Here is a 25,783-nt window from a genome sequence, read left to right on the forward strand (position 1 = left end):
TTTCTTATTAGATTCAGTTGGTTGGCGCGAAGCGGATCAGCTTCTCTTCCCCTTGCCAGTTCAGGCGCAAGGTCGCCAGTTCTGCCAGACTGAGCTGCTCGCCACTGTGCAGCAGCAGATACTCGACCCCTTCGCTGGCTTCGATAGTGCGGATCTTGTCATCCCATTGGCGATCATCGCGGCTGGTGAGGGTCACCGGCAGTTGCCAGCTGGCAGCAATTTCGAGCCAGTCGTAGAGATCGCAGCTGATGGGTTGATAATCCGGCATGATCGGCTCCAAAACAGGCAGGTTGCTGAGTCAGGCTTCCTGTACGCGGGTCGGCCAGCCCATCTTCTGCTGGCGTTCCACTTCAAAGCGCAGCTCGCTGGCGCGCAGGTAGTGTTCATCCATCCAGCCCTTGGGCAGGGTCAGTGTCAGTGACTCTTCTTCTGCCTGCAGGGTGAAGCTGGGCACTGTGCCCTGGGTACGGCGCATGCAGAGGATCAGCGCGATGCGCAGGATACGGGCCAGCCGGATCGCCTGACGACCGGTGACTGCACCCTGTTTCTCCAGTGGTTCCAGCTTGAATTCGTCCCGCTGGTTGAACAGCAGGGCCGACAACAGCTTCTTTTGCGCAGGGGTAAAGCCCGGCATGTCGATGTTGTCGATGATGTAGGCGGCGTGTTGCGGCGCCTTCTTGTATTCGATACAGAGGCCGATCTCGTGCAGCAGGGCGGCATAACGCAAGATCGGACGACCGTAGCGTTTCGAGAGTCGCCAGGCCGGTTGCAGCTGGTTGAACGCCTCGACAGCGGTATCGCGCACCCGTTCGGCGTGCTCTTTATCCAGCTGATAGCGGCTGATCAGGCTGTCGGCGGTGCGATCCCGGGCATCACAGTCGTGATTGTTGCCAAGCAGACCGTAGATCAGTCCTTCACGCAGGGCGCCCCCCGCGAGGGTCATGCTCTCGATATCGAGGGTTTCGAAGATGGCGATCAGGATGGCGAGGCCGGAGGGGAATACGGTCAGCCGCTCGGCCGCCAGCCCTTCCAGTTGCAGCCGGTCGAGCTTGCCGCAGGCGATGGCCTGACCCATCAGCTCCTGGAGCTTGGGCAGGGTGACCCGCTCGCTCTTCCCTTGCGCCAGCATGATCTCTTGCAGCGCCTGCACCGTGCCGGAGGCGCCGACACAGGTACGCCAGCCGAGGGCGCGGTAATCGTCCGCCACCTTCTCCAGCACCGCCTTGGCGGCAGCAATCGCCTGCTCGAAACGGGCTTCGGAGAGCTCGCCATCACCGAAGTGATTGTTGAGCCAGGTGACGCAGCCCATGTGCAGGCTGTTGAGCAGTTTTGCTTCGCTATGTTCGCCGATCACCAGTTCGGTACTGGCACCGCCGATGTCGATCACCAGCCGGTTGCCTTCCCCGGCAGAGGTCCAGGAGACCCCTTCATAGATGGTCTTGGCCTCTTCCTCGCCCGAGATGATCTCGATGCTGTGGTTGAGTACCCGTTCCGCTTCGCTGAGGAACTCATCGACGTTGGTGGCAAGCCGCAAGGTGGCGGTGCCCACCACCCGGATATTGTCGGCCGGAATGTCCTGCAACTGTTCGGAGAAGAGACGCAAACAGTCCCAGCCTCGCTCCATGGCGGCACGGCTGAGACGAAATTCCGGATCGAGCCCGGCTGCGAGGCGAACCTTGCGCTTGACCTTGGCGACGGTGCGCAGGGCACCGGCGACCTCGCGCACCACCAGCATATGAAAGCTGTTGGAGCCGAGGTCGATAGCGGCATAGAGAGGCGAGTTGTGCAACGGGCCTGTCCTTAGCTCTTGCGCGGCGGACGACGACGGTTGTTGCTGTTGCCACCGCCCTGACGATCCCGCATGTTGCGGTTCACCGGCTGACGGTTGCGGAACACCCGTTTCGGCGGGGTCACGTCATCCAGCAGCGCTTCGCGATCATATTTGCTGACCGGAATGGCATGGTGGATGTACTCCTCGATGGCCGGCAGGTTGAAGGCATAGTCTTCACAGGCCAGGCTGATGGAGTGACCGCTCTTGCCGGCACGACCGGTACGACCGATACGGTGTACATAGTCTTCGGCGTCGTCGGGCAGGTCATAGTTGAAGACGTGGGTCACGTCAGGGATGTGCAGACCACGGGCGGCCACGTCGGTGGCGACCAGAATATCGAGCGCACCCTTGGTGAAATCCTCGAGGATCTTCATCCGCTTCTTCTGCGGCACGTCACCGGTCAGCAGACCGACGCGGTGGCCGTCGTTTTCCAGCCAGGCATGGACGTCTTCACAGACATGCTTGGTGTTGGCGAAGACGATCGCTTTTTCCGGCCACTCCTCTTCCATCAGGGAGAGCAGCAGCAACATCTTGTCTTCATTGGAGGGGTAGAACAGCTCCTCCTTGATCCGCACGCCGGTCATCTGCTCAGGCTCTACCTGCACATGTTCCGGATGGTTCATGTGTTCGTAGGCCAGCTCCTGCACGCGCAGGGAGAGGGTGGCTGAGAACAGCATGCTCAGACGCTCGGTGGCGGGCGGCATGCGGCGGAACAGGAAGCGGATGTCCTTGATGAAGCCCAGATCGAACATGCGATCCGCTTCGTCCAGTACCACGACCTGAATGTTGCTCAGATCGATCACCTTGGACTTGAAGTAGTCGATGATGCGGCCAGTGGTGCCGATCAGGATGTCGACGCCCTGCTCCAGCACGGCCAGCTGTTTGTCGTAACCTTCGCCACCGTAGGCGAGGCCGAGTTTCAGGCCGGTAGAAGCAGCGATGCTGTCGGCATCGTTATAGATCTGTACTGCCAGTTCCCGGGTGGGTGCCATGATGATGGCTCTGGGTTGGTTAACCAGACGGGGCTTGGTCAGCGGGTGAGTCAGCAAATAGTTGAATGTCGCGGCCAAGAAGGCAATGGTCTTGCCGGTTCCTGTCTGGGCCTGACCGGCGAGGTCATGACCTTCTACCAGCAGTGGCAGAGACAGTGCCTGGATGGGCGTGCAATAGTGAAATCCCTTTGATTCCAGACCAGCCAGAACTTCGGGTTCGAGGCCCATTTGGGCGAATTTGTCGGTCGTTAAGTGTGTTTTGCTCATGGCGGTAGGTTATCAGGTTAGGCTTGCAATAATAAACAGGATCATTTCAAATAGGGCAACTATTGCCTTTGTTGATATGTCAATAAAGTCTTAATTACTGACTGGAGTTGGAGATGAGTGACAAGATTGTTCAGCTGAGCGATGCCAGCTTCGAGGCAGATGTAATCAAAGCCGATGGCGCCGTTCTGGTCGACTTCTGGGCCGAGTGGTGTGGTCCGTGCAAGATGATTGCCCCGATCCTGGAAGAAGTTGCCCAAGAGTACGAAGGTCGCGTGACCGTAGCCAAACTGAACATCGACCATAACTCTGATACTCCGCCCAAGTACGGCATTCGTGGTATCCCGACCCTCTTGCTGTTCAAGAATGGCGAAGTGGCAGCGACCAAGGTCGGTGCACTGTCCAAGACTCAGCTGAAAGAGTTCCTGGACGGCAACCTGTAATAATTAAAGAGGAGCGCATTGCAATAATGCGCTCCTTGTGTTTTATCACCTAGACGCTCATCCCGATTGGTGCTAGTTTATCGCTCGTTTGCTAACCTTTTTGCCTGACTCTTTGCTAACCACAGCCTGGCAATCAAATCCGATCAGCATCAATCCAGCAGACTGTCTCCTCATTTCAATCCTTGCTTACAGACTTTCACCACTATGAATCTGACTGAATTAAAGAACACTCCTGTGTCCGAGCTGGTCAAGCTTGGCGAATCCATGGGGTTGGAAAATCTGGCTCGGGCGCACAAGAAAGATATTATTTTTGCAATCCTCAAGGCGCACGCCAAGGGTGGTGAAGATATCTTTGGCGACGGTGTGCTGGAAATCCTGACCGATGGTTTCGGCTTCCTGCGCAGTGCAGATGGCTCCTATCTGGCAGGCCCTGACGATATCTACGTCTCCCCGAGCCAGATCCGCCGCTTCAACCTGCGTACCGGCGATACCATCTCCGGCAAGATCCGGCCACCGAAAGAGGGCGAGCGCTACTTCGCACTGCTCAAGGTCAATGAGGTCAACTACGACCGCCCGGAAAACTCCCGCAACAAGATCCTGTTTGAAAACCTTACCCCCCTGCATGCCAACGAACGTCTGCGTATGGAACGGGGTAATGGCTCTACCGAAGATATCACCGCCCGTGTACTGGACTTGGCTTCCCCCATCGGTAAAGGCCAGCGTGGCCTGATCGTGGCGCCGCCCAAGGCCGGTAAGACCATGCTGCTGCAGAACATCGCCCAGAGCATCGCCTACAACCACCCGGACTGTGAACTGATCGTTCTGCTGATCGACGAGCGTCCGGAAGAGGTGACCGAGATGCAGCGGATGGTGAAAGGTGAAGTGATCGCTTCCACCTTTGACGAACCTGCTTCCCGTCACGTTCAGGTTGCCGAAATGGTGATCGAGAAGGCCAAACGTCTGGTCGAACACAAGAAAGATGTGGTGATCCTGCTGGACTCCATCACTCGTCTTGCCCGTGCCTACAACACCGTTATCCCGTCATCCGGCAAGGTACTGACCGGTGGTGTGGACGCCAACGCCCTGCACCGTCCCAAGCGCTTCTTCGGCGCCGCGCGTAATGTTGAGGAGGGCGGCAGCCTGACCATCATCGCCACCGCGCTGATCGATACCGGCTCCAAAATGGACGAGGTTATCTACGAAGAGTTCAAGGGTACCGGCAACATGGAACTGCACCTCTCGCGCAAGATTGCCGAGAAGCGTGTCTACCCGGCCATCGACATCACTCGCTCAGGCACCCGTAAAGAAGAGCTGCTCACCTCAGGTGACGAGCTGCAGAAGATGTGGATCCTGCGCAAGATTGTCCACCCGATGGGCGAGATCGACGGTATCGAGTTCCTCATCGACAAGCTGGCGATGACCAAGACCAACGACGAGTTCTTCGACGCCATGCGGCGCCAGCAGAAGTAAGTCCGGTCAGAAAATGACGAAACCGCGGCCCTGGTCGCGGTTTTTGTTTATCTGTTTTCCGGTCGCCCTAGTAGTATGAGATCCCGATGTCACATGGATGGAGACGTCATGAAGCCTGTTTTCTGGTTATTGCTGGGGTTGCTGAGTGCAATGCCAGTCTGTGCGCAGAGTGCTCCGGTTGCGGTGACAGCCGAGACGTTGCAGACGCACCAGCGCTATCTGGCGGGCCGTCTGCAGGAGGGGCAATTCGCAGCCATCGACTCTCTGCTGGCGACCCTGAGTCGCGAGCGGCGGGAGTTCCTGCTGTTGCAGCTGCTGAGGGATATTCCCGCTACCTCCCCTGCATCCCCTGCGTTGCAACAGTGGGTCGAGGCTCAGGCCGACAAGGCACCCGAGTGGCTCATGGAGCAGCAGGTCGACGGTTTTCTGGTGCAGCAACCTGTCTATGATTTTGCCGCGCAGGCCCGTCAGTTGCTGGGGGAGTGGCAGCTGCAATCACTGATGCAGCGCTATCGGCAGCAGCTTGCCCAGGGCAGCTTCCAGCTAAAGTCCATGTACTACAGCAGTAACCCCGATCTCGCCATGCAGCAGCAAGCCCTGTTGCTGGCCCTCGACACCTTGCCGCAACCGATCTGGATACGAGAGGCGCAAGCGCTGGCTAGCCAGAATATCTATCTGCCCGACAATCACCTGTTGTTCCATCTATTGCGGCGCACCGGCGAACCGGCGCTCTATGGCATGCTGTGGCGGCGGCCGGCAGATCAGGATGCGCTGCGTGCACTCTCTACCATCAGCCGCTTCCATCACGGCGGCGCTGCCAGCGATCTGCTGATTGCCGCCAGTGGCAATGAGGGATTGAAGGGGGCCGCCCTGCGTCAGCTGAGCGCGCTCTCGCCCTTGCCGCCGCAGGCCCAGAAATACCTGCTGGCGGAACTCTCCAATCGTCAATACGGGGCGCTGGTGGCCGGTCTGTTGATGGAGGTGGACGAGCCCCAGCTGCTCTCTGCACTGGCCAGACGCCTCGGCCAGCGTGACATGCCACCCATTGCACCGAGTCTGTTGCCCGATTCGGGTACACCCGATGGGCAGCCAGGGTTATAATGCGTGACCTCCTGAACCCGGTTGGGAACTTGCATGAAATACAAGGATTTGCGTGATTTCATCGCGCAGCTGGAACAAAACGGACAACTCAAGCGGATCACCCGCGAGATAGATCCCTATCTGGAGATGACCGAGATCAGCGATCGCACCCTGCGTGCGGGTGGCCCGGCTCTGCTGTTCGAAAATCCCAAAGGCTACACCATACCGGTGCTGACCAACCTGTTCGGTACCCCTGATCGGGTTGCCATGGGCATGGGGCAGCCCGATGTGGGCGCCCTGCGTCAGGTCGGGGTCTGGCTCTCCTATCTCAAGGAGCCCGAGCCGCCCAAGGGATTCAAGGAGCTGATGGAGAAGCTGCCGATCTTCAAGCAGGTGCTCAACATGCCGACCAAGCGCCTCTCTTCCGCCCCCTGCCAGCAGGTGGTGCAGGAGGGAGATGCGGTCGATCTCGACCAGATTCCGATCCAGCACTGCTGGCCCGGCGATGTGGCGCCGCTGGTTACCTGGGGCCTCACCATCACCCGTGGCCCCTACAAGAAGCGGCAGAACCTCGGCATCTATCGCCAGCAGAAGATCGCCAAAAACAAGCTGATTATGCGCTGGCTGGATCATCGTGGCGGTGCCATCGATTTTCGCGAGTGGCAGGAGGCCCATCCCGGTGAGCGATTCCCGGTGGTGGTGGCACTCGGTGCCGATCCGGCGACCATTCTCGGCGCGGTTACGCCGGTGCCGGATACTCTCTCCGAATATGCCTTTGCTGGTTTGCTGCGTGGCAGCCGTACCGAAGTGATCAAGGCCATCAGCTGTGATTTGGAGGTGCCCGCCAGCGCCGAGATCGTGCTGGAAGGCTATCTGGAGCCGGGTGAGATGGCGCCGGAAGGGCCTTATGGCGACCACACCGGTTACTACAATGAGGTGGACGAGTTCCCGGTCTTTACCATCACCCACATCACCAAGCGGCGCGATGCCATCTATCACAGTACCTACACCGGCCGTCCGCCCGATGAGCCGGCGGTGCTGGGTCTGGCGCTGAACGAGGTGTTCGTGCCGCTGCTGCAGAAGCAGTTCCCCGAGATTGTGGACTTCTATCTGCCGCCGGAGGGGTGCTCCTACCGGATGGCGGTGGTGACCATCAAGAAACGCTACCCGGGCCACGCCAAGCGGGTGATGCTTGGGGTCTGGTCCTTCCTGCGCCAGTTCATGTACACCAAGTTCGTGGTGGTGTGTGACGATGACGTCAACGCCCGCGACTGGAAGGATGTGATCTGGGCCATCACCACCCGGATGGATCCGGCACGGGACACCACCTTGATCGAGCATACGCCGATCGACTATCTGGACTTCGCCTCGCCGGTCTCCGGCCTCGGCTCCAAGATGGGGCTGGATGCCACCAACAAGTGGCCGGGCGAGACCAATCGGGAGTGGGGTCAGCCCATAGTTCAGGATGAGGCGGTGAAGCAGAAGGTCGATGCCATCTGGGATGAGCTCAATATCCTCGGATGAGGTAAACATGACAGCTTTGCTGCAAAAAGTGATGCGATCCGCACTGATTTGAGTATTCTCGACTGACGGGGCCAGGGCTGCTGGTCGTCACTCCATAGTGAAACAATGAGCGAAGCGGGCCGAGCGAGCCCGCCACAAGGACAAGAATGCAACGTATCAAATGCCGCGTAGAGGAACTGCGCGAATATGTCGACACCATCTGGCATGTGGCCCTGACGCCGCAGCAAGCGATCAGCTTCAAGCCGGGCCAGTATCTGCTGGTGGTGATGAGCGATTCGGACAAGCGCCCCTTCTCCATCGCCAACTCACCGACCCGCCCGGGCGTGCTGGAGCTGCAGATCGGTGCGACTCCCGAGAACGCCTACGCCGGTCAGGTGCTGGCCCGCATGCGCGAGCAGGGGGAGATCGAGGTCGAATTGCCGGCTGGCAAGGCGTTCCTGCGCGATGAATCCCCCCGTCCGCTGATCCTGATGGCGGGCGGCACCGGCTTCTCTTACGCTCGCTCCATTCTGGAGTACCTGATCGACACGGGCAGCAAGCGCCCGGTGTTCTTCTACTGGGGTGTGCGTCAGGCTCACTGGCTCTATGAGCTGGAGCAGATGCAGCAGTGGGAGCGTGACTATGCGCCGCTCACCTTTATCCCGGTGGTGCAGGAGCCGGAGGCTGACTGGACCGGCAAGAGCGGGCTGGTACACAAGGCGATCATGGATGACTTCGTCAGCCTCCACGACTACGACATCTATGTCGCCGGCCGTTTCGAGATGGCGGGTGCCGCGCGTGAGGAGTTCAAGATCCTCGGCGCCGAGCCGGAGCGTATCTTCGGTGACGCCTACGAATTTATCTGACGGGATCCCCGTCTGGATGACGCAGCCCCCGGTTTTGCCGGGGGCTTTTGTTTTTAGGGCTCCCGCAGTACCTGATCGTACCGAATGGTTGGATTATCGCGGCGTTATCCCATTATTTTTCAATATTTTGGCTATGAATGGCTACTAATCGAACGTAGCTGATGGCATCTTTGTGGGGGATTGACAAGAGCATCCATAGAGCAAGCACAAGGAGGCGCAGTGTTGAGTGAAGAGGGCAGGGCATCTGCGGAGGATGACAGGGGAGAGACCGGCTCTGTCGAGCGGGTCGCAACGCTGATCCCGTCCCCTCATGGCGGTGAAATGGCTCGTTTGCAGGCAGAGATCGCCGCTTTGCAGTATGAAAACGGCCTGTTGCAGGAGAAGCTCAATGCCGCCCTCGATGGCACCGGCATCTGTCTCTGGCAGGGCACCATTCCCACCGGCGAGCTGCGCGTCTTCAATCTGCAGAACTTTCAGGCCGGTGACATGGCCCCTCATTTCGATCAGTGGAGCGCCAAGCTCCATCCCGACGATCGCGCCCATGCCATGGGCAGCTACTTTGCCCACCTTGAGGGCAAAACTCCCTTCTATGAAGCCGAATACCGCACCATCAATCCGCAAGGCGAGGTTACCTGGCTGTGGGATAGGGGACGGGTCGTCGATCGGGATGGCGATGGCAAGCCGCTGCGGATCATGGGCTCCCATATCGATATCACCCAGCGCAAGGCTTATGAGCAGCGACTGGCGGAGCGTGCCAACAGCGACGCGCTGACCGGTTTGCTCAACCGACAGGGGTTTGGCAAGGCGTTCGCCCAGCTGCAGCCGCAAGGCGCGGGGGCGCTGCTCTTTATCGATCTGGATGATTTCAAGGGGATCAATGACCAGCTGGGCCATGCCTGCGGCGATCTGGTGTTGCAGCAGATGGCGGACTGGCTGCGCCTTATTATGCCTGGCTCGGCGCTATGTGGCCGTTACGGCGGCGACGAGTTTGTGGTGCATCTGCACCGGGATGTGTCGAGCCATGGCCTGGCGCAACTGGCTGACGCCCTGATCAGCCGGATGCACGGCTATGTGCCCAAACCCGGTTGCCCGCAACGGGTGGGGCTGAGTATCGGCATCGCCCTGTGGGAGGAGGAGCCATTGAGCTTCCGGCAGGCATTGGAGGTGGCCGACCGTGCCATGTATGAGGCCAAGGCGCGTGGCAAGCGAGCCTGGTATCTGCTTCAGGTGTGATGGTTTTTACAGGTTCAATTCAAAGCAAAAACCCCAGCCGAGCTGGGGTTTTCATTATTCGCCTTTGGCGCCGAGCTGCTGCTCGAGCTGAGCCAGCTTGCTTTCGAGGGCGGCCAGTTTTTCACGGGTACGCAGCAGCACCTTGGTCTGCACGTCGAACTCTTCGCGGCTGACCAGGTCAAGCTTGCCCAACTGGGCTTGCAGTACCTGACGCATCTTCTTCTCGGCCTCTTCACCCATGCTGCGAATGCCGGGCGGCAGGGAGTTGTGCACCTGCTTGGCGATCTCTTCCAGTTTCTTCGGGTCGATCATGATGTCCTCCTTAAGCGTTGGCGGACATTCTACCGACAATTCCCTCACTTTGCCGAGATCGCGGCGGCTTTTTAGTCGTGATGATGCCCGCTGGCTGGTCGGGTCTGGTGATGGGGCTACAACTGCTACCCTTGCGCCCCTTTGTTAACCTGAAACCATGACATGCACCACAAAGCTGAGCCAGAACTGTCCGGCATGAGTCTTATTTGGTGTTGGTTTTATGTTAACGTTTTGCAGTCGAGGTCGTGATGACCCCGTTGGCTTGTGATGGATAACAACCTTATAAAAAGAGAATAAAAAATGAAGAAGAAGCTAATTTATGCAGCTGTTGTCAGCGCCCTGCTGGCCGGATGTGGTGGAGATGACAACAAGGGAGACACCACCAGCTCCCTCGACTACGTCCTGAGTGGTGCCAACGGGGTGCGCCCGAGCGTGCTGGCCCCCCGTGCCAGCGACGGTACCCTGAAGTTTTCGACAGAAACTGCTGATCTGTCGAACCCGGTATCTGCCCTCTCCACCCTGGATGGCTGGTCAACCACCCAACCCGTCCAGCTGGTACCGGCGACCGTGACCGGTGTCTCTGTGCCGGCACCGGCGGCCAGCGAGTATGCCTCTGCCGTTGCGCCCCTCTACCTGCTCGAGCTCACGCTGGATCCGGTCACTCTGCAACCCAACGGAGTCAAGGGCGGCAAGCCACTGGTTTATGGGACCGACTTTGTGGTCACCGGCGGGGACGGCAAGCTCAATCTGGTTCCGCTCAAGCCACTCAATCCCTCTTCTTACTACATGATAGTGGCGACCGATGCCCTCAAGGACAGTCGTGGCACACCGCTCAAGGCGGGCGGCGATTACAGCAGCTTCAAATCGACAGCTGGCGCAACCACGCAGGAGCAGACCATCAATGGCCTGATCTCGCTGCAAGAAGGTCTTTTCAAGGCGGCCACCGGGATCACCAGCGATCGTGTGATCTTCTCCGACTGGTTTGCCACCCAATCTGGTGCCGATGTGCTGCTGGCAGTGAAGAGTGCCGCAGCGTTCGTGTTGCAGAGCCCGAGCCTGGACGCCGCAGCGCTGTGGAAACAGGATGCCAAGGGCAACACCAGCCTGCCAGCAACCTATACCATCAACGGTCTTAATGGCGGGGTGGATTTTCTGACCCAGCTGGCTGCTGAGCCATTCCTGCCGCAGGATCAGAAAGATGCATTGAGTGCGGCCTTTGGTGCAGGCATGCCGCTTAACGGTGTTGCCCAGTTGACCAAGGTTTACACCGGCACCGTCAAGCTCCCTTACTTCCTCTCTACACCCGCGCTGGCTGGCTCCTGGGACAAGGCCAAGACCCAATCCTGGCGCGGCGCCATTCCCAGCCTCTATGCCATCGCCAACGCGCTGAAAGCGGGTGATAGCGAGGTGATCGGTGGGCTGGTCGGGGCGGGCGTGGACCCGGCATTGCTGGGTGAGCTGATCGCCGACCCGAGCCGTCAGAGTGAACTGCTGACCGAGGCAAGCAAGCTGATCGGGGTGACTCTCACCTCCGGTGGCAAGCCGCTGGATGCCGAGCGCAATATCGGCCGTTTCAACCCGTTGCCGACCCTGAGCGAAGTTCAATCGGTACCGCTGCGGATCTTCGCCGCTGCACCGCTCAATACAATTACCGATGTGATCATCTATCAACACGGGGTTACCTCCATCAAGGAGAACGCCTATGCGCTGGCGCTGGGCCAGATTGGTGCTGGTCTGCAAGTCACACCAACAGCCAAAAATGTCGCTGTGGTAGTGATCGATCATCCGCTGCACGGCGAGCGTGGTTATGCCCTGAGCAACAGCATGGCGACGGTGACCACATCGGAGAACCCGCTCCCCTATCTGAACCTCAACTATCTGACGGTGGCGCGGGACAACCTGAAACAGAGCGTGGCGGATCTGCTGGGGCTGCGACTGGCTGTCGGTCTGGCCAACACCCAGGGATTGGGTGGCCAATTGGGTGGTGCCGGTCTGAAGGTGCATTTCCTCGGTCACTCACTTGGTGCCATTACCGGGGCCAATCTGCTGGCTGTCGCCAACCAGACCACCGGCAGTGCTCAGGCTGATGCCCTGTTCAAGTTCGATACCGGTGGTCTGGCGATGCCGGGTGGCGGCATCGCGCCGTTGTTGCTCAACTCGCCTAGCTTCGGGCCGACCATCAAGATGAGCGTGCTTACCTCGGGCAGTCCGGCGCTGAAAGCGGGCTTTACCGCCTATGCACCGAATTGCAAAACAGCTGCCGCCACTTGCTTCGTCAACGAGTTCCTGCCCAGCCTGGATGCTGCCACGCAGGCGGGTGCGGCGAGCACCTTGCAGAGCTATACCTTTGCCGCCCAGTCAGTGCTGGACTCTGCCGACCCGATCAATCTGGGCAGTGGCGTCGCCAAGAGCTTCCCGCTGTTCGCCACCGAAATTGTGGGTGATGGCGCCCTCAATCTGCCGGATCAGGTGATCCCCAACAGCATCGCCTCTGCACCGTTGGGTGGCACCGAGCCGCTGTTCCGGGTGCTGGGTTTGCAAGAGCTGAAGGGGTCCGGCGTGCTCCCGGCGGGTCACCATGCTGCGCGTTTCCTGAAAGGGGGCCATAGCTCTCTGCTGGCTCCTGACGAGAACTTCGATCAGGCTGGCGCGGTCACCACCGAGATCCAGACCCAGTTCGCCAGCTTCTTTATGAGTGGCGGTGCGGCGGTCAAGGTAACCGATGACACCCTGATCAAGCAGTAACTGCCTATCGCGTAAAAAAACGCCGCCCTTCGGGGCGGCGTTCTCGTTTCTGCAACTGCTGAAAAATCAGGTCGGCTGGTGGTTGCGATCCAGCCAGCCTTGCAGCAGGCCGACCAGCAGGCCGGTCAGGTGGGCGATGTTGGCGGTGCTGGTGCCGAGCATGTCGAAGAAGCCGAGCACCATCCAGAACAGCATAAAGCCCATCAGCGCCGGTGGCAGAGTGAGGCCACAGGCCGGTTGCAACTTGCTGCGCAGCCAGCAGTAGCCGAGCAGGGCATAGACCACGCCGGAGAGGCCGCCAAACAGCGGGCCGCTGGCGAAGAACTCGGCGATATTGGGCAGGGCGGCGCCCACCAGCAGCAGGATCAGCAGCTTGCCGCTGCCGAGGCGCTGCTCGATCTGACCGCCGAGATACCACCACCAGAGCAAGTTGAACACCAGATGGAGCACCGAGAAGTGGATCAGGGCGGGGGTGAAATAGCGCCACGCCTGCCAGTCGGTGAACTGGGCCAGCGTCGGGTGGAATGCCAGTTCGTCGTAGATGGGCAGGCCGATGGCCTCGATCCCGTAGATGGCGAGACAGGCGATGATGACCACCAGCGTCAGTGGCCCCGCCTGATGGAGGAAGTCGGTGATGGGGTCCGTCATCCCCTTGCTGTAGTCGATGCGGGCATCGGCGCGGCCGGATTGCCAGGATGCCTCCATGTAGCGCGGGTGGCCCGGCTCGGCCAGAAAGCGCTTCACCTCCAGCTGGGCCTGAGCGAGGCGCTGCTCGTCCGCCAGCCAGATGGTGACCCCCAGCTCGGACTGGGTCAGCTCGCAGGAGATGCCCAGGGTCGCCAGATAGTCCACCAGCGCCTGTGCCATGCGGGCGTTGTCGAGCACCAGCAGCTGGATCATGCCTCGCCTGCCTCGATGGGAAACTCCCGGCGCCACGCTTCGAAGCCGCCATCCAGACTGTAGACCTCGTCATAACCCTGTTGCAGCAGGTATTGGGCCGCCCCCTGACTGCTGTTGCCGTGATAGCACATCACGATGACCGGGGTATCGAAATCCACTTCATTCATAAAGCGCACCAGGGTGCCATTGGTGAGGTGGAAGGCGCCGACCGCGTGGGCCGCTTCAAAGGATTGCGGGTCGCGAATATCCACCAGACGGGCTTCACCCGCGCTCAGTTTCTGGTGGGCATCATGGGCATTGATATGGGCAAACTGGTCCATCGGGATGTCCTGCGAATAGGTTGATTACGGGCCAGTGTACCGCAAGCTTGGGCGCAAACTAACCCCACAAAAGATAAGGGAGCCAGCGGCTCCCTTGTTGATATGGCATGCGGGTCAGTGGGTTAACCGCCCAGATAGGCCTGCCGCACTGCCGGGTTGGCCAGCAGGGCGGCGCCCGTGTCTTGCAGCACCACGTGGCCGTTCTCCAGCACATAGCCGCGGTCGGCCAGCTTGAGCGCCTGGTTGGCGTTCTGCTCCACCAGAAAGATGGTCATCCCCTTCTGCCGCAACTGTTCGATGGTGTCGAAGATCTGCTGGATGACGATGGGGGCCAGCCCCAGCGAGGGTTCATCCAGCAGCAGCAGGCGCGGTTTGCTCATCAGGGCGCGGCCGATGGCCAGCATCTGCTGCTCGCCGCCGGACATGGTGCCCGCCCGTTGTTGCAGGCGCTCGTGCAGGCGCGGGAACAGGGTAAACACCTGATCCAGCAGGCCATGCTGCTCGGCCTTGTCGACGAAGAAGGCGCCCATCAGCAGGTTCTCCTCCACTGTCAGGCGGGCGAAGATACGGCGCCCCTCCGGCACTACGGCGATATCCTTGCGCATGATGCGGGCGGTGGTGAGGGAGCTGATCTGTTCCCCCTCAAACCAGATTGAGCCACTGCTGGGCTTGGGTTCGCCGCAGAGTGTCATCAGCAGGGTGGTCTTGCCTGCGCCGTTGGCGCCGATCAGGGTGACGATTTCCCCCTCTTTCACCTCGACGCTGACATCGTGCAGTGCCTGAATTTTGCCGTAGTGGGTCGATACGTTGCGAAGTTCTAACATCTTTTTGTCCTTACGACTCGCCCAGATAGGCCTTGATCACTGCCGGGTTGTTACGGATCTCATCCGGCTTGCCGTGGGCCAGCGGGGTGCCCTGGCTGACCACGAAGATGCGGTTGGAGATGCCCATCACCAGCTTCATATCGTGCTCGATCAGCAGCACCGAGACCCCGAATTCGTCCCGCAGGCTCATGATGAGCTCGTCCAGCTCGTCGGTCTCCTTCGGGTTGAGACCGGCGGCCGGTTCGTCCAGCATCAGCAGCTCGGGACTGGTCGCCATGCAGCGGGCGATCTCGAGTCTGCGCTGCTGACCATAGGCCAGATTACCGGCGGCGCGGTTGGCGAGATCCTTGAGGCCCACTTTATCCAGCCAGAAGGCGGCCCGCTCCAGCCCCTCCTGCTCCGCACGGCGGAAGGCCGGGGTCTTGAACAGACCGGCGATAAAGCTGGTGTTGAGGTGCTGGTGCTGGGCAACCAGCAGGTTCTCCACCGCGGTCATCTCCTTGAACAGCCGCACATGCTGAAAGGTACGCACAATCCCCTTGCGGGCGATGAGGTGGCCGGGCAGCCCCTGGATCTCCTCACCCTTGTAGCGGATGGTGCCGCCGCTCGGGCAGTAGAAACCGGTCAGGCAGTTGAAGATGGTGGTCTTGCCCGCACCGTTGGGGCCGATGATGGAGATCACCTCGCCCTTGTCGATATCCAGCTTGACCCCGTTGACGGCCAGCAGGCCACCGAAGCGCATCGACAAATCAGAGACTTCCATTAACTTCTGATGAGTACTCATTTCTTCAACTCCAGATGCGGACGGGTCATCGGCAGCAATCCTTGTGGCCGCCAGATCATCATGAACACCATCAAGAGGCCGAACATCAGCATGCGGTACTCGTTGAATTCGCGGGCCAGCTCCGGCAGCACCGTCATCACGATGGCAGCCAGCACCACTCCGATCTGCGAGCCCATGCCACCCAGCACTACGATGGCAAGCACTATGGCCGACTCGATAAAGACGAAGGATTCCGGGCTGATAAAGCCCTGCCGCGAGGCAAAGAAACTCCCCGCGAAGCCTGCGAAGGTGGCGCCTATGGTGAAGGCGGTCAGCTTGATGATGGTGGGGTTGAGCCCCAGCGATTTGCAGGCGATTTCGTCTTCCCGCAGCGCTTCCCAGGCGCGGCCCAGCGGCATGCGCAGCAGGCGGTTGATGACGAACAGGGTCACCACCACCAGCACCAGCGCCATCAGGTAGAGGAAGATCACCTTGTGGTTTGCGTTGTAGGTAATGCCGAAGAAGTTGTGGAAGGTATCAAAGCCGCCATCCTTGACGGTGCGGTTGAATTCCAAACCAGCGAGCGTCGGTTTGGGAATGCCGGAGATCCCGTTCGGGCCGCCGGTCAGGGTGGTCATGTTGTTGAGCAGGATGCGGATGATCTCGCCAAAACCCAGGGTGACGATGGCCAGATAGTCCCCCCGCAGCCGCAGCACCGGGAAGCCGAGCAGGAAGCCGAAGGTAGCGGCCATCAGCCCGGCGATGGGCAGGCACTCCCAGAAGCTCAGTCCGAAGTAGGTGTTGAGCAGGGCATAGCTGTAGGCGCCGACCGCATAGAAGCCGACATAGCCGAGATCGAGCAGGCCGGCGAGGCCGACTACCACGTTCAGCCCCAGCCCCAGCATGATGTAAATCAGGGTGAGGGTGGCGAGATCGATGGCGCCGCGAGAGGCCATAAAGGGCCAGCTCACCGCGAACAGCAGCACCAGCACGGCGGTGAGGTTATAGAGCTTGGGCGCCTCTTCCGGGCTCGGCAGCACCAGCTTGGTAAAGCCGACCGAGAAGCCGCTGATGGAGGCCTGAAACAGCTTGGCAATCTGGCCGCGCAGCATCTGGAACCAGAAAACGAGGGTGGCCCCCCCCAGCAGCCAGGCCAGCGACACATCGAGGCGGCTCACTACCTGCAGGCTGGAGCCATCGGTCTCCAGCTTGAAGCCGAGCAGCCAGAAAGACAGCACCAGCAGCACCAGGCTGGCGATACAGGCGTGGATAAATTGATGTTTCATCACACTTTCTCCACTTCCGGACGACCCAGGATGCCAGTAGGCATAAAGAGCAGCACAAAAATGAGCAGGGCAAACGCCATCACATCCTTGTACTCGGTGCTGAGATAACCGGCGGTGAGGGCTTCAACCACACCGAGCAGCAGGCCGCCCAGTACGGCGCCCGGAATGCTGCCTATACCGCCCAGCACTGCGGCAGTGAAGGCCTTCAGACCGGCCATAAAGCCGAGGTAGGGGTTGATGACGCCGTAATACATTCCGAGCAGAACCCCGGCGACGGCGGCCAGCGCGGCCCCCAGCACGAAGGTGATGGAGATGACCACGTGGGTGTCGATGCCCAGCAGGTTGGCCATCTTGATATCTTCCGAACAGGCGCGGCAGGCGCGGCCCATGCGGGAGCGGCCGATGAACTGGGTCAGCGCCAGCATGGTGATGAAAGTCACCACGAAGATAATCAGCTGCATATAGGAGAGGCTGGCCTGAAAACCATCTTCACCCCCCAGGGTCCAGCCACCTGAGATCAGGCTGGGCATGGCGATATCGCGTGAGCCCTGAGCCATGCGCATCATGTTCTGAAGGAAGATCGACATGCCGATGGCGGAGATGAGGGGGATCAGCCGGTTGCCACCGCGCAGTGGCCGGTAGGCGACCCGCTCGATGCTCCAGCCATAGGTGCCGGTGATGATGATACTGACCAGGAAGGCGCCTCCCAGCAGTAGAAAGGTGCTGTCGATGCCCATCATCATGAGCCCCGCCATCACCATAAAAGCGACATAGGAGCCGATCATGTACACCTCGCCGTGGGCGAAGTTGATCATGCCGATGATGCCATAGACCATGGTGTAGCCAATGGCGATCAACGCATAGGTGCTGCCTATGGTTAATCCGTTCAGCAGTTGCTGAACCAGATAGAGGAGGTGTTCGGACATACTGCGTTCCCTGTACTTGCCCGCAAAGAGAGGAGGGGGTGAGCGTACTCACCCCCGATCGGCAGATTATTTGACTTGGCTGGAAGTACCGTCAGCGTGCCACTGGAACACACCGAATTCGAAACCTTTCAGGTCACCGTTCGGTGCCCAGGTCAGGGGGCCCATCACGGTATCGATCGGTGCGGCCTTGATGGCGGCGGCAACGGCAGCCGGGTCATCTTCACCCGCCTTGGCGATACCGGCTGCCAGGGTTTGCACCGCGGCATAGGTAGTCCAGACGAACGGGCCGGAGGAGTCCTGACCCTTGGCTTTGAACGCCGCCACCAGCGGGGCGTTGGCAGGCACCAGATCGTATTTGTTCGGCAGGGTCACCAGCAGGCCTTCGGAAGCCGGGCCGCCGATGGCGGAGATATCCTTGTTACCCACTCCTTCCGGGCCCATGAACTTGGCTTTCAGCCCCTTCTCGCCAGCCTGACGCAGGATCAGGCCCAGCTCAGGGTGATAGCCGCCGTAGTAGACGAAATCGACGTTCTCTTTCTGCAGCTTGGCGATCAGGGCGGAGAAGTCCTTGTCACCGGCGGTGATCCCTTCAAAGGCCACCACCTTCACGCCAGCCTTGTCGAGCGCCGCTTTGACGCTGGAGGCGATCCCTTCACCATACTGCTTCTTGTCGTGGATAACGGCCACGCGCTGGGGTTTGACCTGCTCGATGATGTACTTGGCGGCAGTCGGGCCCTGATCGCTATCCAGGCCGATGGTGCGCAGGGTCAGCTGGTAACCGCGCTCGGTGATCTTGGGGTTGGTGGAAGCGGGGGTGACCATCAGGATCCCCTCGTCTTCATAGATGTCGGAGGCGGGCAGGGTGTTGTCGGAGCAGAGGTGACCGACCACGAACTTGACGCCATCGTTCACCACCTTGTTGGCAACGGCCACCGCCTGTTTGGGATCGCAGGCATCGTCATAGACGACCGCTTCGATCTGCTTGCCATTGATGCCGCCAGCCTTGTTGATCTGCTCAACCGCCATCTTGCCGCCGGTGAACTGCATGTCCCCGTACTGGGCGACCGGGCCGGTGACCGGGCCTGCGATACCGATCTTGATGGTGTCTGCCGCGTGGGCGATGGAGATCGATCCAAACAGAGCCAAAGAAACCGCTGCGCCAACTGTGATTTTGCTCAACTTATGCATTGATTCGTCCCTTAATCAGTGGATTGTTTCATTTCCGTGTGCCATTCCGGATCTACATCCCGTGCATCCGGCTATAGGTATGGTTCTATCATTCCTCACGGGGCAATAACAAGCTGTTAAAGATACTAACCAGAGGGGGTTGGATGGGCGTATTTTGAAATAAATGACCTGTTATTTTCGGCTAATCAGAGCTTAATTTTGATTTGTTGACTTAGCATCTTGGTAACGAGAGGCGATTCTGACAAACGCCAGAGGATTAATCTGGCGATATTTTACTCTGACAGCGCTCCCATTTTGACCACAATCCATTTGCGCAAACAGAAATGAGCGCCTAAATTAGCCGGCATTGACAATTCCGTGGCAGAGCTCGTTAAAACCAAGCCTTTATTCGGGAAATCTGCTAATGTTCCGCCTTTGACAGTCAGGAGACAGAGATGGCCACTATCAAGGATGTCGCCTCGCGCGCAGGCGTATCCATCTCCACCGTCTCACATGTGCTCAACCACACTCGGCGGGTCAGCGAAGACGCGACCCAGAAAGTGATTGAGGCGGTGGCAGAACTCAACTACGCGCCCAACTCGGTAGCGCGCAGTCTTAAAATAAATTCGACCAAGACCATTGGCATGCTGGTGACCACCAGCGTAAACCCCTTCTTCGCAGAAGTGGTGCAAGGGGTTGAAGCGTACTGCTTCGAACAGGGCTACAGCCTGATCCTCTGCAACACCGAAAACCAGCCGCCTCGCCAACAGCATTACCTGAGAATGCTGATGGAAAAACGGGTGGATGGCCTGCTGGTATTGGGTACCGATATCGACACCCCGTTGCGCGACATGCTGCGCATCCACAAGAATGTGCCGCAGGTGGTACTGGATTGGGGCACGGAGTGCGATTTCGCCAACGTCATCAACGACAACGCCCGCATCGGCGCCCGCATGGCCGTTCGCCATCTGCTGGAGCTGGGGCACCGCGACATCGTCTGCATCACTGGCCAGCTCTCCAAGCCGACCACCCAGCAGCGACTGGACGGGGTACGTGATGCGCTGGGCGAACATGGTCTGACCCTCAAAGATGAACAGGTCTTTGAAGGGGATTACGAGAGCCAGAGCGGCTTCGATGCCATGCAGCGCATCCTGGCTCTGCAGCCTCGTCCGACCGCGGTCTTTGCCTTCGACGACCCCATGGCGATCGGCGCGATTTGCGCTGCCTGGGAAGCGGGAGTCAAGGTGCCGGACGATATCTCCATCATCGGCTACGACGATGTGGAGATGGCGCGCTTCTCCAGCCCGCCGCTGACCACCATCCGCCACCCGAAGGCCGAACTGGGCCAGCTGGCGGTGAAGCATCTGGTCAGCCGGATCCGCAACAAGGAGCTGGAAGTGGAGTCGATGACGGTACAGCCCGAGCTGATCGTCCGTCGCTCGGTCAAACCGCTGCGTTAATCCGCACCCGTTGCCAAAACGAAAAACCCCCTCTGTCACGAGGGGGTTTTTGTTTATGGGGGGGTTACTTTCAACCTGTTGCTCGCAGTGCCGATCTCGGCCTTGTGAGTGAATATTCCCCCCGTTTGAGCTGCCTCGCATTTTGCTTGTTAATCGTTTGATCAATATCAACAAAGGGTTAAGTTCTGATGGACTCCCGACTTAACCGTTCCATCCTGTAGGTTGGGTATGACTGTCAAGGATGGTGTCTTATGTTCCCCCCTCGCAAGCTGGGTCACCAGATCACGCTGCTGGCAATCGGCGGCATCGTATTGCTCGCCGTGGTGCTGCTTACCTTTAATCTGTTTGAAAATCGCCAGCGGGCGCTCGCGGCCGAGCAGGCTGCACTGCGGAGCCAGCTCCAGAACGTGGAAGCGGTGATCAAAAACACCAGCCATGAAACCGTGCTGGCGGCGACCCTGATCGCCCAGCGGCCGGATGCAGCCAGGGCTGTGGCCGACAAGGATTGGCAGACCCTCGCCAATCTGTTTGATCCGCTCTGGCCCGCCCTCAAGGCGCAGGGGATCCAGCAGTTTCACTTTCACATTCCCCCGGCTACTTCCCTTTATCGGGTACACAAGCCCGCAAATCATGGCGACGACCTCTCTACTACACGGTTGGCTGTGGTCGAGGTGAACCGCAATCATCAACCGGTCGGCGGGTTGGAGACCGGTCAGGGTGGCACCGGGATCCGCGGCGTAGTGCCGGTCACTTTCAATGGTCAGTCGGTCGGCTCGGTGGAGTTTGGCCGCGCCCTCGACACCTCGCTGTTTGCCGATCTGCTGGGCAAGGACAGTCGCCTAGCCATCTATCTTTTTGAACAGGGTAAACCCGTTATGCTGACTGGTACCTCCATGCTTGGTGAGTCGGTGGACTGGTATCAGGAGGTATTGGCGGGAGAGAGCCGCTTCACCACCATCAAGCAGCAGGGGAGCGATTTTCTGGTGATGGCGGCACCGTTGCGCGACTTCTCCGGCAAGGCGGTCGGGGTGATCGAGTTGGCGCGTGATCACAGTGAGGTTGCAGCCGCACTGGTACGCCAGAGCTGGCAGATGGTAATGATCGCGCTACTTGGCACCGCTCTGATTGCGGTGGCGCTGGTGCTGCTGCTGGCGCGTCTTAGCCGTCCGTTGCTCGACAGCGTCAAGGCGCTGGAGGCGCTGGCCAATGGCTCCGGCGATCTCGGCAGCAAGCTGCCGGTGGCGGGGCCGGAGGAGATCCGCCGCCTCGGGTCGGCGTTCAATGCCTTTGTTGCCAAGATCCGCGACACCATCAGCCAGCTCACCGCCACTCTGGGCGAACTGGCTGGCGAGAGCGAGCGGCTATCGCGCAGTGCTGCAGGCAACCTTGGCAGCATGACGCGCCAGCAGGAGCAGACCACCCAGCTCGCCACCGCCATGACCGAGATGACCAGCACGGTACACGAGGTGGCCAACAACACGGCACAGGCGGCCGAAGCGGCCAACGAAGCGGACAATCAGGCGGTCACCGGCGATGAGGTGGTGCAGCAGAGCGTCAACATGATCGAACAGCTGGCGGAGGAGATCGCCAGCGCGGGCAACACGGTGAAAGAGGTTGCCAAGGCCAGCGAGCAGATTGGCTCGGTGCTGGCGGTGATCCAGTCCATCGCCGAGCAGACCAACCTGCTGGCCCTCAACGCCGCCATCGAGGCGGCCCGGGCCGGTGAACAGGGGCGCGGTTTTGCGGTGGTGGCCGACGAGGTGCGCTCGCTGGCCGGGCGCACCCAGCACTCCACCGCCGAGATCCGCGGCACCATAGAGCAGTTGCAACGGGCGGTGGGTACCACGGTGACCATGATCGAACACAGCGTCTCGCGGGCCGGGGAGTCGGTGGAGCGGGCCAATCAGGCGGGAGAAGCCCTCGGCCGGATCAAGGGGGCGGTCAACAGCATTCGCGACATGAACACCCAGATCGCCGCTGCCTCGGAAGAGCAATCCTCGGTGAGCGACGAGATCACCCGCAACATCGTCAGCGTCCACGAGATCTCCCAGGCCACCACGCTGGTGGCGCGGGATACCGCCCATATCGCCAGCCATGTGGCGACCCTGGTGGACAAGCTGGGGGATCTGGCCGGGCAGTTTCAGGATGGTTCCAACGTGCGGATGGTGCTGAGTCGTGCCCGCGCCGCTCATATGGGCTGGAAGACCCGTGTCCGAGCCTATCTGGATGGGCAGGAGGGGCTGTCGCGCAGCGAGGCGGTCAGTGACAAGGAGTGCCGCCTTGGCCACTGGTACTTCAGCGAAGGGCAGGCATGCTGCGGCGCTCAACCCGCCTTCAGGGCGATGGCCGCCCCGCACGCCAGATTGCATCAGGTGATCCAGCAGATTATCGAGCTGAAAAATCAGCACAAGCATGAAGAGGCGGAGGCGCTCTACCGCGAGATCGAGCAGAACTCAGAGCAGGTAGTGGGCTGCATCGATCAGCTGCTGCGGGAGATGACCAAACCGGAGCGTTAATGACGAAGGGGCGGATAGCCAAAGGGCTGACAGCGATGTCAGCCCTTTTTCATGGTGCGGGTCAGGGGCGAGGTTACTGCTCCGGGCGCAGATCCTGATAACGGGCGGCGGTGATGAACTGGCCGAAGGTTTCACACCAGACGATCACGCTGCTGTAGCGGGCCGGATCGATCGTGGCGGGCAGCGGCACGATAAAGTTGTCGAAGGTCTTCACCGGCCCGACTCGCACCATTTGATCCTTGAGGCGGGCAAAATCGGCTTCGGTCTCGACAAACTCGGGGGAGAGGTAGAGCTGGTAGTCCGGCCCGGGGGCCAGCTTGCCCATCAGACTGACGGCATCCGGCCCTATGCTCACCTTGCCTTCCCCCCAGTGCAGCCGATCGCTGTCTTTCAGATCCCGGCGAAAAGTGCCGTGGAATCTCGCTTGCTGCTGGCTGGCCGCGACCTGCTCGGTATCAGGGGCGGGTGGCGCGATCAGGATCGGCAGGGTATAGACACCGGCGGCAAAGCCTGCCGCCGCGACCAGCAGATGGGTGCCCAGCAGCAGGGCCATGGTTTTGCGTCTCATGATATCTCGGTCGTTGATGAATTGATGGCAAAACCATACCAGTCCGGGGGCCCGCTGCCCAGTTTGCTCAGGCCAGAGGTGTAGTTACCCCTCTATGGTGACGTGGGGTGTGGTCACACCAATGGCTCAAGGCCGGATAGTGCCGTCCTGGCCTTTGTTGATCTCGCTGGCGGCGTGTACCAGCTGTTCCAGCTGGTGGTGGATCTGGGTGCGATCCAGCTGTTGCAAGGGCTGACGACTCCACAGTACCGGTGTCAGGCTCTCGGTATCGAAACCCAGTACCGGCTTGCACGGGTCCTGGCTGAAGAGGTTCTGGGCGGCGGCCTGAGCGCTGGTGGCCGCGTCGAGGCGGGTAAACATCAGCAGATAGTCGGCCGGGTGTTCGGTCAGGTGACAGGTCAGTTCGCCGATCTGCAGGCTGGTGACGCTCTCCTCCTGTTGCGGCGCAGGCAGGGAGAGGGAGAGAAACAGCTGGTGGATGGCGGCGTGATAAAGAGAGTTCATTGATGGCTCCAGATTGATGATGGTGCCATTAGAGCAGGTCACCGCCAGCGGCACTGTTAATGGTGGCTCTCTTTTTTTAGCTTTTCGGTCAGCGAGATAGCACGCCGCGCTCAGTACAAAAATCGCGACCAATCCCGATAGTCCCTGTTGATGGCCTCTCCTAGACTGGCGGCGAAACATCACAAGAAGACAATCATCATGCAGATTCAAGCAAACACCGTCGGCACACAGGCCGTCGCTCACCACAGTGATGCAACCACAGGGGTTGGCCGGATGGGCCAGCTGGAGGCACGTCAGGTTGCCACCGGACAAGATGCGATCTTGCTGGGCAACCGCAGCGAACCGCAAAAAGGGCAGGGGCAGCTTTCGCGGTCGGAGTCCCGGCCAGCGCGAGTGCTTGCGGCTATCAAGGAGTGGATCGGCAACCTGCTGGGGAGCGGCAAGAGTGCCGCTGCGCCGAAGGCGCAAACCGCCACTTCCCCCGAGGATCTTCAGCGCCTGATGAAGCAGGCTGCATTTGGTAGCTCGCTGGGTGGCTTTGCCAAGGCGGACGTATTGAACAACATCGCCGCCGAACAATTGGGCAAGGAGCACGCCACTCTGGCGACCGGCAACGGCCCACTGCGCTCGCTCTGCACCGCGTTGCAGGCCGTTGTCATCGGCTCCGAGCAGCCGGAACTCCGTGAGTTGGCTGCCGGGCTGCTGGCTCGCCCCATCGCCGGTATCCCGCTCCAGCAGTGGGGCACTGTGGGGGGCAAGGTGACCGACTTGCTCGCCAGCGCCACCCCCGAACTGCTGCAGGAGGCGATGAGCCAGCTGCACACCGCGATGGGTGAAGTAGCCGACCTGCAGCGGGCCGTCAAGGCTGAAATCGCTGGCGAACCGGCGCAAAGTGCGACCACCACTGCGGATGCGGCACCCGTCCAAAGCGGTGAGAGCAAAGGGGCTGCCCGCGAACAGGTCGCCATGGCGCGGCAGACCCCGGCCACCGGCTACAAGCTGGCGCTGGATCTTATCAGCTATCAGGCCAGCTACCTGCTGCGGGATCAAACCTCGACCGAGGTGACCCTGAGCAGCAGCGATCTCAATGCCCTGCATCAACACATTGCCGATGGCTCCATCAATAGTTCCCACATGGCCAAGTTGCAGACCCGTGGCGATCTGCAAACCCTGCGTACTCTGGCGCTCTCGCTGGCCAGCGGCAGCGACGCCAAGGGTTCTTCCCTTGGTCATGCCCTCGACAGTCTCGCCTCGGCGCGCCCCAACCAGCGGTTGGTGCTGGGCGGCCTGATGCAGTTTGCCGGTCAGACCGAGCAGGCGTGGGTGGACCATACCGCGCTCAAGCCGCGAGAGGAACGGCTCGATGCCGGGGCGCGACTGCGCTTTGACACCGGCCATATGCAGGCGGAGCTGGGGCGTCTCGGCGACAGCGAGGCACGGCAGGTGCTGCAACAGCTGGAAGGGGCTTTTGGTGATCGGGCCAGGGCTATCTGCGACTTCGCGGTGGCTCAGGTCTCCGGCTTTGCCGATAGCGAAAGCAGCCCTGAGGCCGTGCTGGTCTCCCGCCTGACCCGCATGGGCAATCTGGTGGGCAGCCTGACCGATGCGCTCAAGGAGCGGCTGCAACTGCCCGAGTCCGCCCGTGGCGAGCCGACCATGATCGACTCCGCCAGCCAGCTGACACCGCTCGAACTGGCTGCGCTGGCTCATATCGGCGTCGATGAGAGCTATCTGTAAACCGTCAGCACACAACCCCTCGGGGCAAGGTGATATGACATAAAAACGGACACCCTCGGGTGTCCGTTTTCTT

At 60.2% G+C, this 25,783-nt stretch carries 23 protein-coding genes; 10 read left to right on the forward strand and 13 right to left on the reverse strand.

Features of this window, described 5'->3' with window-relative positions:
* Positions 1-13: 13 nt before the first annotated feature.
* Genes AB5Y73_RS03190 through rhlB form a run of 3 tightly spaced genes read right to left on the reverse strand, consistent with a single transcriptional unit; the run spans position 14 to position 3,090 of the window.
* Positions 14-268 carry a Rho-binding antiterminator gene (locus AB5Y73_RS03190; protein WP_026035056.1) on the reverse strand — a complete coding sequence of 85 codons (255 nt, stop codon included), beginning with the start codon at positions 266-268 and terminating at the stop codon, positions 14-16.
* Positions 269-298: 30 nt separating this feature from the next.
* On the reverse strand, positions 299-1,789 hold the full coding sequence (gppA, locus tag AB5Y73_RS03195; protein ID WP_005342413.1) for a guanosine-5'-triphosphate,3'-diphosphate diphosphatase: 1,491 nt from the start codon (positions 1,787-1,789) through the stop codon (positions 299-301).
* A gap of 11 nt (positions 1,790-1,800) precedes the next feature.
* Positions 1,801-3,090 carry an ATP-dependent RNA helicase RhlB gene (gene rhlB, locus AB5Y73_RS03200; RefSeq protein WP_005339414.1) on the reverse strand — a complete coding sequence of 430 codons (1,290 nt, stop codon included), beginning with the start codon at positions 3,088-3,090 and terminating at the stop codon, positions 1,801-1,803.
* 113 nt (positions 3,091-3,203) lie between these two features.
* Here rhlB and trxA point away from each other — a divergent pair, with 113 nt between their 5' ends.
* The 6 genes from trxA (at position 3,204) to AB5Y73_RS03230 (ending at position 9,682) form a co-directional block, all read left to right on the forward strand.
* On the forward strand, positions 3,204-3,530 hold the full coding sequence (gene trxA / locus AB5Y73_RS03205) for a thioredoxin TrxA (RefSeq protein ID WP_005339416.1): 327 nt from the start codon (positions 3,204-3,206) through the stop codon (positions 3,528-3,530).
* A 204-nt stretch (positions 3,531-3,734) separates the two neighbouring features.
* Positions 3,735-5,000, forward strand: coding sequence for a transcription termination factor Rho (gene rho, locus AB5Y73_RS03210; protein ID WP_005339417.1), 1,266 nt, complete (start codon positions 3,735-3,737; stop codon positions 4,998-5,000).
* A 108-nt stretch (positions 5,001-5,108) separates the two neighbouring features.
* A complete protein-coding gene (locus AB5Y73_RS03215) occupies positions 5,109-6,101 on the forward strand; it encodes a hypothetical protein (protein ID WP_107683499.1) in 993 nt (330 codons plus the stop codon).
* Positions 6,102-6,134: 33 nt separating this feature from the next.
* Positions 6,135-7,604, forward strand: a complete 1,470-nt coding sequence (ubiD, locus tag AB5Y73_RS03220) for a 4-hydroxy-3-polyprenylbenzoate decarboxylase (protein ID WP_107683498.1) — start codon at positions 6,135-6,137, stop codon at positions 7,602-7,604.
* Between the two features lie 146 nt (positions 7,605-7,750).
* Positions 7,751-8,449, forward strand: coding sequence for an NAD(P)H-flavin reductase (gene fre, locus AB5Y73_RS03225; protein WP_005339423.1), 699 nt, complete (start codon positions 7,751-7,753; stop codon positions 8,447-8,449).
* Positions 8,450-8,668: 219 nt separating this feature from the next.
* The gene (locus AB5Y73_RS03230; RefSeq protein ID WP_107683497.1) at positions 8,669-9,682 is read left to right on the forward strand and encodes a sensor domain-containing diguanylate cyclase; all 1,014 of its coding nucleotides are present in this window, start codon (positions 8,669-8,671) and stop codon (positions 9,680-9,682) included.
* A 54-nt stretch (positions 9,683-9,736) separates the two neighbouring features.
* Here AB5Y73_RS03230 and AB5Y73_RS03235 read toward each other — a convergent pair whose 3' ends face one another.
* Entirely contained in the window at positions 9,737-9,994 is a 258-nt protein-coding gene (locus AB5Y73_RS03235; protein ID WP_005339429.1) for an accessory factor UbiK family protein, read from the reverse strand.
* A 300-nt stretch (positions 9,995-10,294) separates the two neighbouring features.
* Here AB5Y73_RS03235 and AB5Y73_RS03240 point away from each other — a divergent pair, with 300 nt between their 5' ends.
* Positions 10,295-12,739, forward strand: a complete 2,445-nt coding sequence (locus AB5Y73_RS03240) for a VolA/Pla-1 family phospholipase (protein ID WP_118854423.1) — start codon at positions 10,295-10,297, stop codon at positions 12,737-12,739.
* 66 nt (positions 12,740-12,805) lie between these two features.
* Here AB5Y73_RS03240 and glpG read toward each other — a convergent pair whose 3' ends face one another.
* The 7 genes from glpG to AB5Y73_RS03275 form a co-directional block, all read right to left on the reverse strand.
* The gene (gene glpG / locus AB5Y73_RS03245) at positions 12,806-13,639 is read right to left on the reverse strand and encodes a rhomboid family intramembrane serine protease GlpG (RefSeq protein ID WP_005339431.1); all 834 of its coding nucleotides are present in this window, start codon (positions 13,637-13,639) and stop codon (positions 12,806-12,808) included.
* Entirely contained in the window at positions 13,636-13,959 is a 324-nt protein-coding gene (gene glpE, locus AB5Y73_RS03250; RefSeq protein WP_005355913.1) for a thiosulfate sulfurtransferase GlpE, read from the reverse strand. Before glpE ends, glpG begins: the two co-directional genes overlap by 4 nt.
* Before the next feature lie 122 nt (positions 13,960-14,081).
* The gene (locus AB5Y73_RS03255; protein ID WP_005342433.1) at positions 14,082-14,783 is read right to left on the reverse strand and encodes an ABC transporter ATP-binding protein; all 702 of its coding nucleotides are present in this window, start codon (positions 14,781-14,783) and stop codon (positions 14,082-14,084) included.
* A gap of 10 nt (positions 14,784-14,793) precedes the next feature.
* Positions 14,794-15,567 carry a high-affinity branched-chain amino acid ABC transporter ATP-binding protein LivG gene (gene livG, locus AB5Y73_RS03260; protein ID WP_118854424.1) on the reverse strand — a complete coding sequence of 258 codons (774 nt, stop codon included), beginning with the start codon at positions 15,565-15,567 and terminating at the stop codon, positions 14,794-14,796.
* Positions 15,564-16,832 (reverse strand): high-affinity branched-chain amino acid ABC transporter permease LivM, encoded by a 1,269-nt coding sequence (locus tag AB5Y73_RS03265; protein WP_076493776.1) that lies wholly within the window; start codon positions 16,830-16,832, stop codon positions 15,564-15,566. Before AB5Y73_RS03265 ends, livG begins: the two co-directional genes overlap by 4 nt.
* Positions 16,832-17,758: a high-affinity branched-chain amino acid ABC transporter permease LivH gene (gene livH, locus AB5Y73_RS03270; RefSeq protein WP_005339439.1), complete on the reverse strand. Its 927-nt coding sequence runs from the start codon at positions 17,756-17,758 to the stop codon at positions 16,832-16,834. The genes AB5Y73_RS03265 and livH overlap by 1 nt, the downstream gene beginning before the upstream one ends.
* Positions 17,759-17,824: 66 nt before the next feature.
* Positions 17,825-18,946 (reverse strand): branched-chain amino acid ABC transporter substrate-binding protein, encoded by a 1,122-nt coding sequence (locus AB5Y73_RS03275; RefSeq protein ID WP_005339442.1) that lies wholly within the window; start codon positions 18,944-18,946, stop codon positions 17,825-17,827.
* 434 nt (positions 18,947-19,380) lie between these two features.
* On the opposite strand from AB5Y73_RS03275, the gene AB5Y73_RS03280 reads away from it, so the two are divergent.
* Together AB5Y73_RS03280 and AB5Y73_RS03285 are read left to right on the forward strand one after the other, a co-directional pair.
* On the forward strand, positions 19,381-20,385 hold the full coding sequence (locus AB5Y73_RS03280) for a substrate-binding domain-containing protein (protein WP_005355925.1): 1,005 nt from the start codon (positions 19,381-19,383) through the stop codon (positions 20,383-20,385).
* Positions 20,386-20,636: 251 nt separating this feature from the next.
* Positions 20,637-22,901, forward strand: coding sequence for a methyl-accepting chemotaxis protein (locus AB5Y73_RS03285; RefSeq protein WP_265781969.1), 2,265 nt, complete (start codon positions 20,637-20,639; stop codon positions 22,899-22,901).
* A gap of 73 nt (positions 22,902-22,974) precedes the next feature.
* On the opposite strand, the gene AB5Y73_RS03290 is transcribed toward AB5Y73_RS03285, so the two are convergent.
* Entirely contained in the window at positions 22,975-23,469 is a 495-nt protein-coding gene (locus AB5Y73_RS03290; RefSeq protein WP_103251649.1) for a DM13 domain-containing protein, read from the reverse strand.
* A gap of 126 nt (positions 23,470-23,595) precedes the next feature.
* The gene (locus AB5Y73_RS03295; RefSeq protein ID WP_019446305.1) at positions 23,596-23,973 is read right to left on the reverse strand and encodes a CesT family type III secretion system chaperone; all 378 of its coding nucleotides are present in this window, start codon (positions 23,971-23,973) and stop codon (positions 23,596-23,598) included.
* A gap of 198 nt (positions 23,974-24,171) precedes the next feature.
* Here AB5Y73_RS03295 and AB5Y73_RS03300 point away from each other — a divergent pair, with 198 nt between their 5' ends.
* Positions 24,172-25,710 (forward strand): ADP-ribosyltransferase, encoded by a 1,539-nt coding sequence (locus tag AB5Y73_RS03300; protein WP_107683493.1) that lies wholly within the window; start codon positions 24,172-24,174, stop codon positions 25,708-25,710.
* Positions 25,711-25,783: the final 73 nt, after the last annotated feature.

It is taken from the genome of Aeromonas sp. s7(2024) (assembly GCF_040907825.1).
In the GTDB taxonomy this organism is placed as follows: Bacteria; Pseudomonadota; Gammaproteobacteria; order Enterobacterales; family Aeromonadaceae; genus Aeromonas; species Aeromonas veronii.

Excerpts from the sequence above, each read along its gene's own strand:
- glpE (WP_005355913.1), bottom strand. The coding sequence starts at position 13,959 with ATGGACCAGTTTGCCCATATCAATGCCCATGATGCCCACCAGAAACTG.
- rho (WP_005339417.1), top strand. The coding sequence starts at position 3,735 with ATGAATCTGACTGAATTAAAGAACACTCCTGTGTCCGAGCTGGTCAAG.
- AB5Y73_RS03275 (WP_005339442.1), bottom strand. The coding sequence starts at position 18,946 with ATGCATAAGTTGAGCAAAATCACAGTTGGCGCAGCGGTTTCTTTGGCT.
- rhlB (WP_005339414.1), bottom strand. The coding sequence starts at position 3,090 with ATGAGCAAAACACACTTAACGACCGACAAATTCGCCCAAATGGGCCTC.
- AB5Y73_RS03240 (WP_118854423.1), top strand. The coding sequence starts at position 10,295 with ATGAAGAAGAAGCTAATTTATGCAGCTGTTGTCAGCGCCCTGCTGGCC.
- AB5Y73_RS03290 (WP_103251649.1), bottom strand. The coding sequence starts at position 23,469 with ATGAGACGCAAAACCATGGCCCTGCTGCTGGGCACCCATCTGCTGGTC.
- fre (WP_005339423.1), top strand. The coding sequence starts at position 7,751 with ATGCAACGTATCAAATGCCGCGTAGAGGAACTGCGCGAATATGTCGAC.
- AB5Y73_RS03255 (WP_005342433.1), bottom strand. The coding sequence starts at position 14,783 with ATGTTAGAACTTCGCAACGTATCGACCCACTACGGCAAAATTCAGGCA.
- trxA (WP_005339416.1), top strand. The coding sequence starts at position 3,204 with ATGAGTGACAAGATTGTTCAGCTGAGCGATGCCAGCTTCGAGGCAGAT.
- AB5Y73_RS03285 (WP_265781969.1), top strand. The coding sequence starts at position 20,637 with ATGTTCCCCCCTCGCAAGCTGGGTCACCAGATCACGCTGCTGGCAATC.
- ubiD (WP_107683498.1), top strand. The coding sequence starts at position 6,135 with ATGAAATACAAGGATTTGCGTGATTTCATCGCGCAGCTGGAACAAAAC.
- AB5Y73_RS03295 (WP_019446305.1), bottom strand. The coding sequence starts at position 23,973 with ATGAACTCTCTTTATCACGCCGCCATCCACCAGCTGTTTCTCTCCCTC.
- AB5Y73_RS03215 (WP_107683499.1), top strand. The coding sequence starts at position 5,109 with ATGAAGCCTGTTTTCTGGTTATTGCTGGGGTTGCTGAGTGCAATGCCA.
- AB5Y73_RS03300 (WP_107683493.1), top strand. The coding sequence starts at position 24,172 with ATGCAGATTCAAGCAAACACCGTCGGCACACAGGCCGTCGCTCACCAC.
- AB5Y73_RS03265 (WP_076493776.1), bottom strand. The coding sequence starts at position 16,832 with ATGAAACATCAATTTATCCACGCCTGTATCGCCAGCCTGGTGCTGCTG.
- livH (WP_005339439.1), bottom strand. The coding sequence starts at position 17,758 with ATGTCCGAACACCTCCTCTATCTGGTTCAGCAACTGCTGAACGGATTA.
- glpG (WP_005339431.1), bottom strand. The coding sequence starts at position 13,639 with ATGATCCAGCTGCTGGTGCTCGACAACGCCCGCATGGCACAGGCGCTG.
- livG (WP_118854424.1), bottom strand. The coding sequence starts at position 15,567 with ATGAGTACTCATCAGAAGTTAATGGAAGTCTCTGATTTGTCGATGCGC.
- AB5Y73_RS03235 (WP_005339429.1), bottom strand. The coding sequence starts at position 9,994 with ATGATCGACCCGAAGAAACTGGAAGAGATCGCCAAGCAGGTGCACAAC.
- AB5Y73_RS03190 (WP_026035056.1), bottom strand. The coding sequence starts at position 268 with ATGCCGGATTATCAACCCATCAGCTGCGATCTCTACGACTGGCTCGAA.
- AB5Y73_RS03280 (WP_005355925.1), top strand. The coding sequence starts at position 19,381 with ATGGCCACTATCAAGGATGTCGCCTCGCGCGCAGGCGTATCCATCTCC.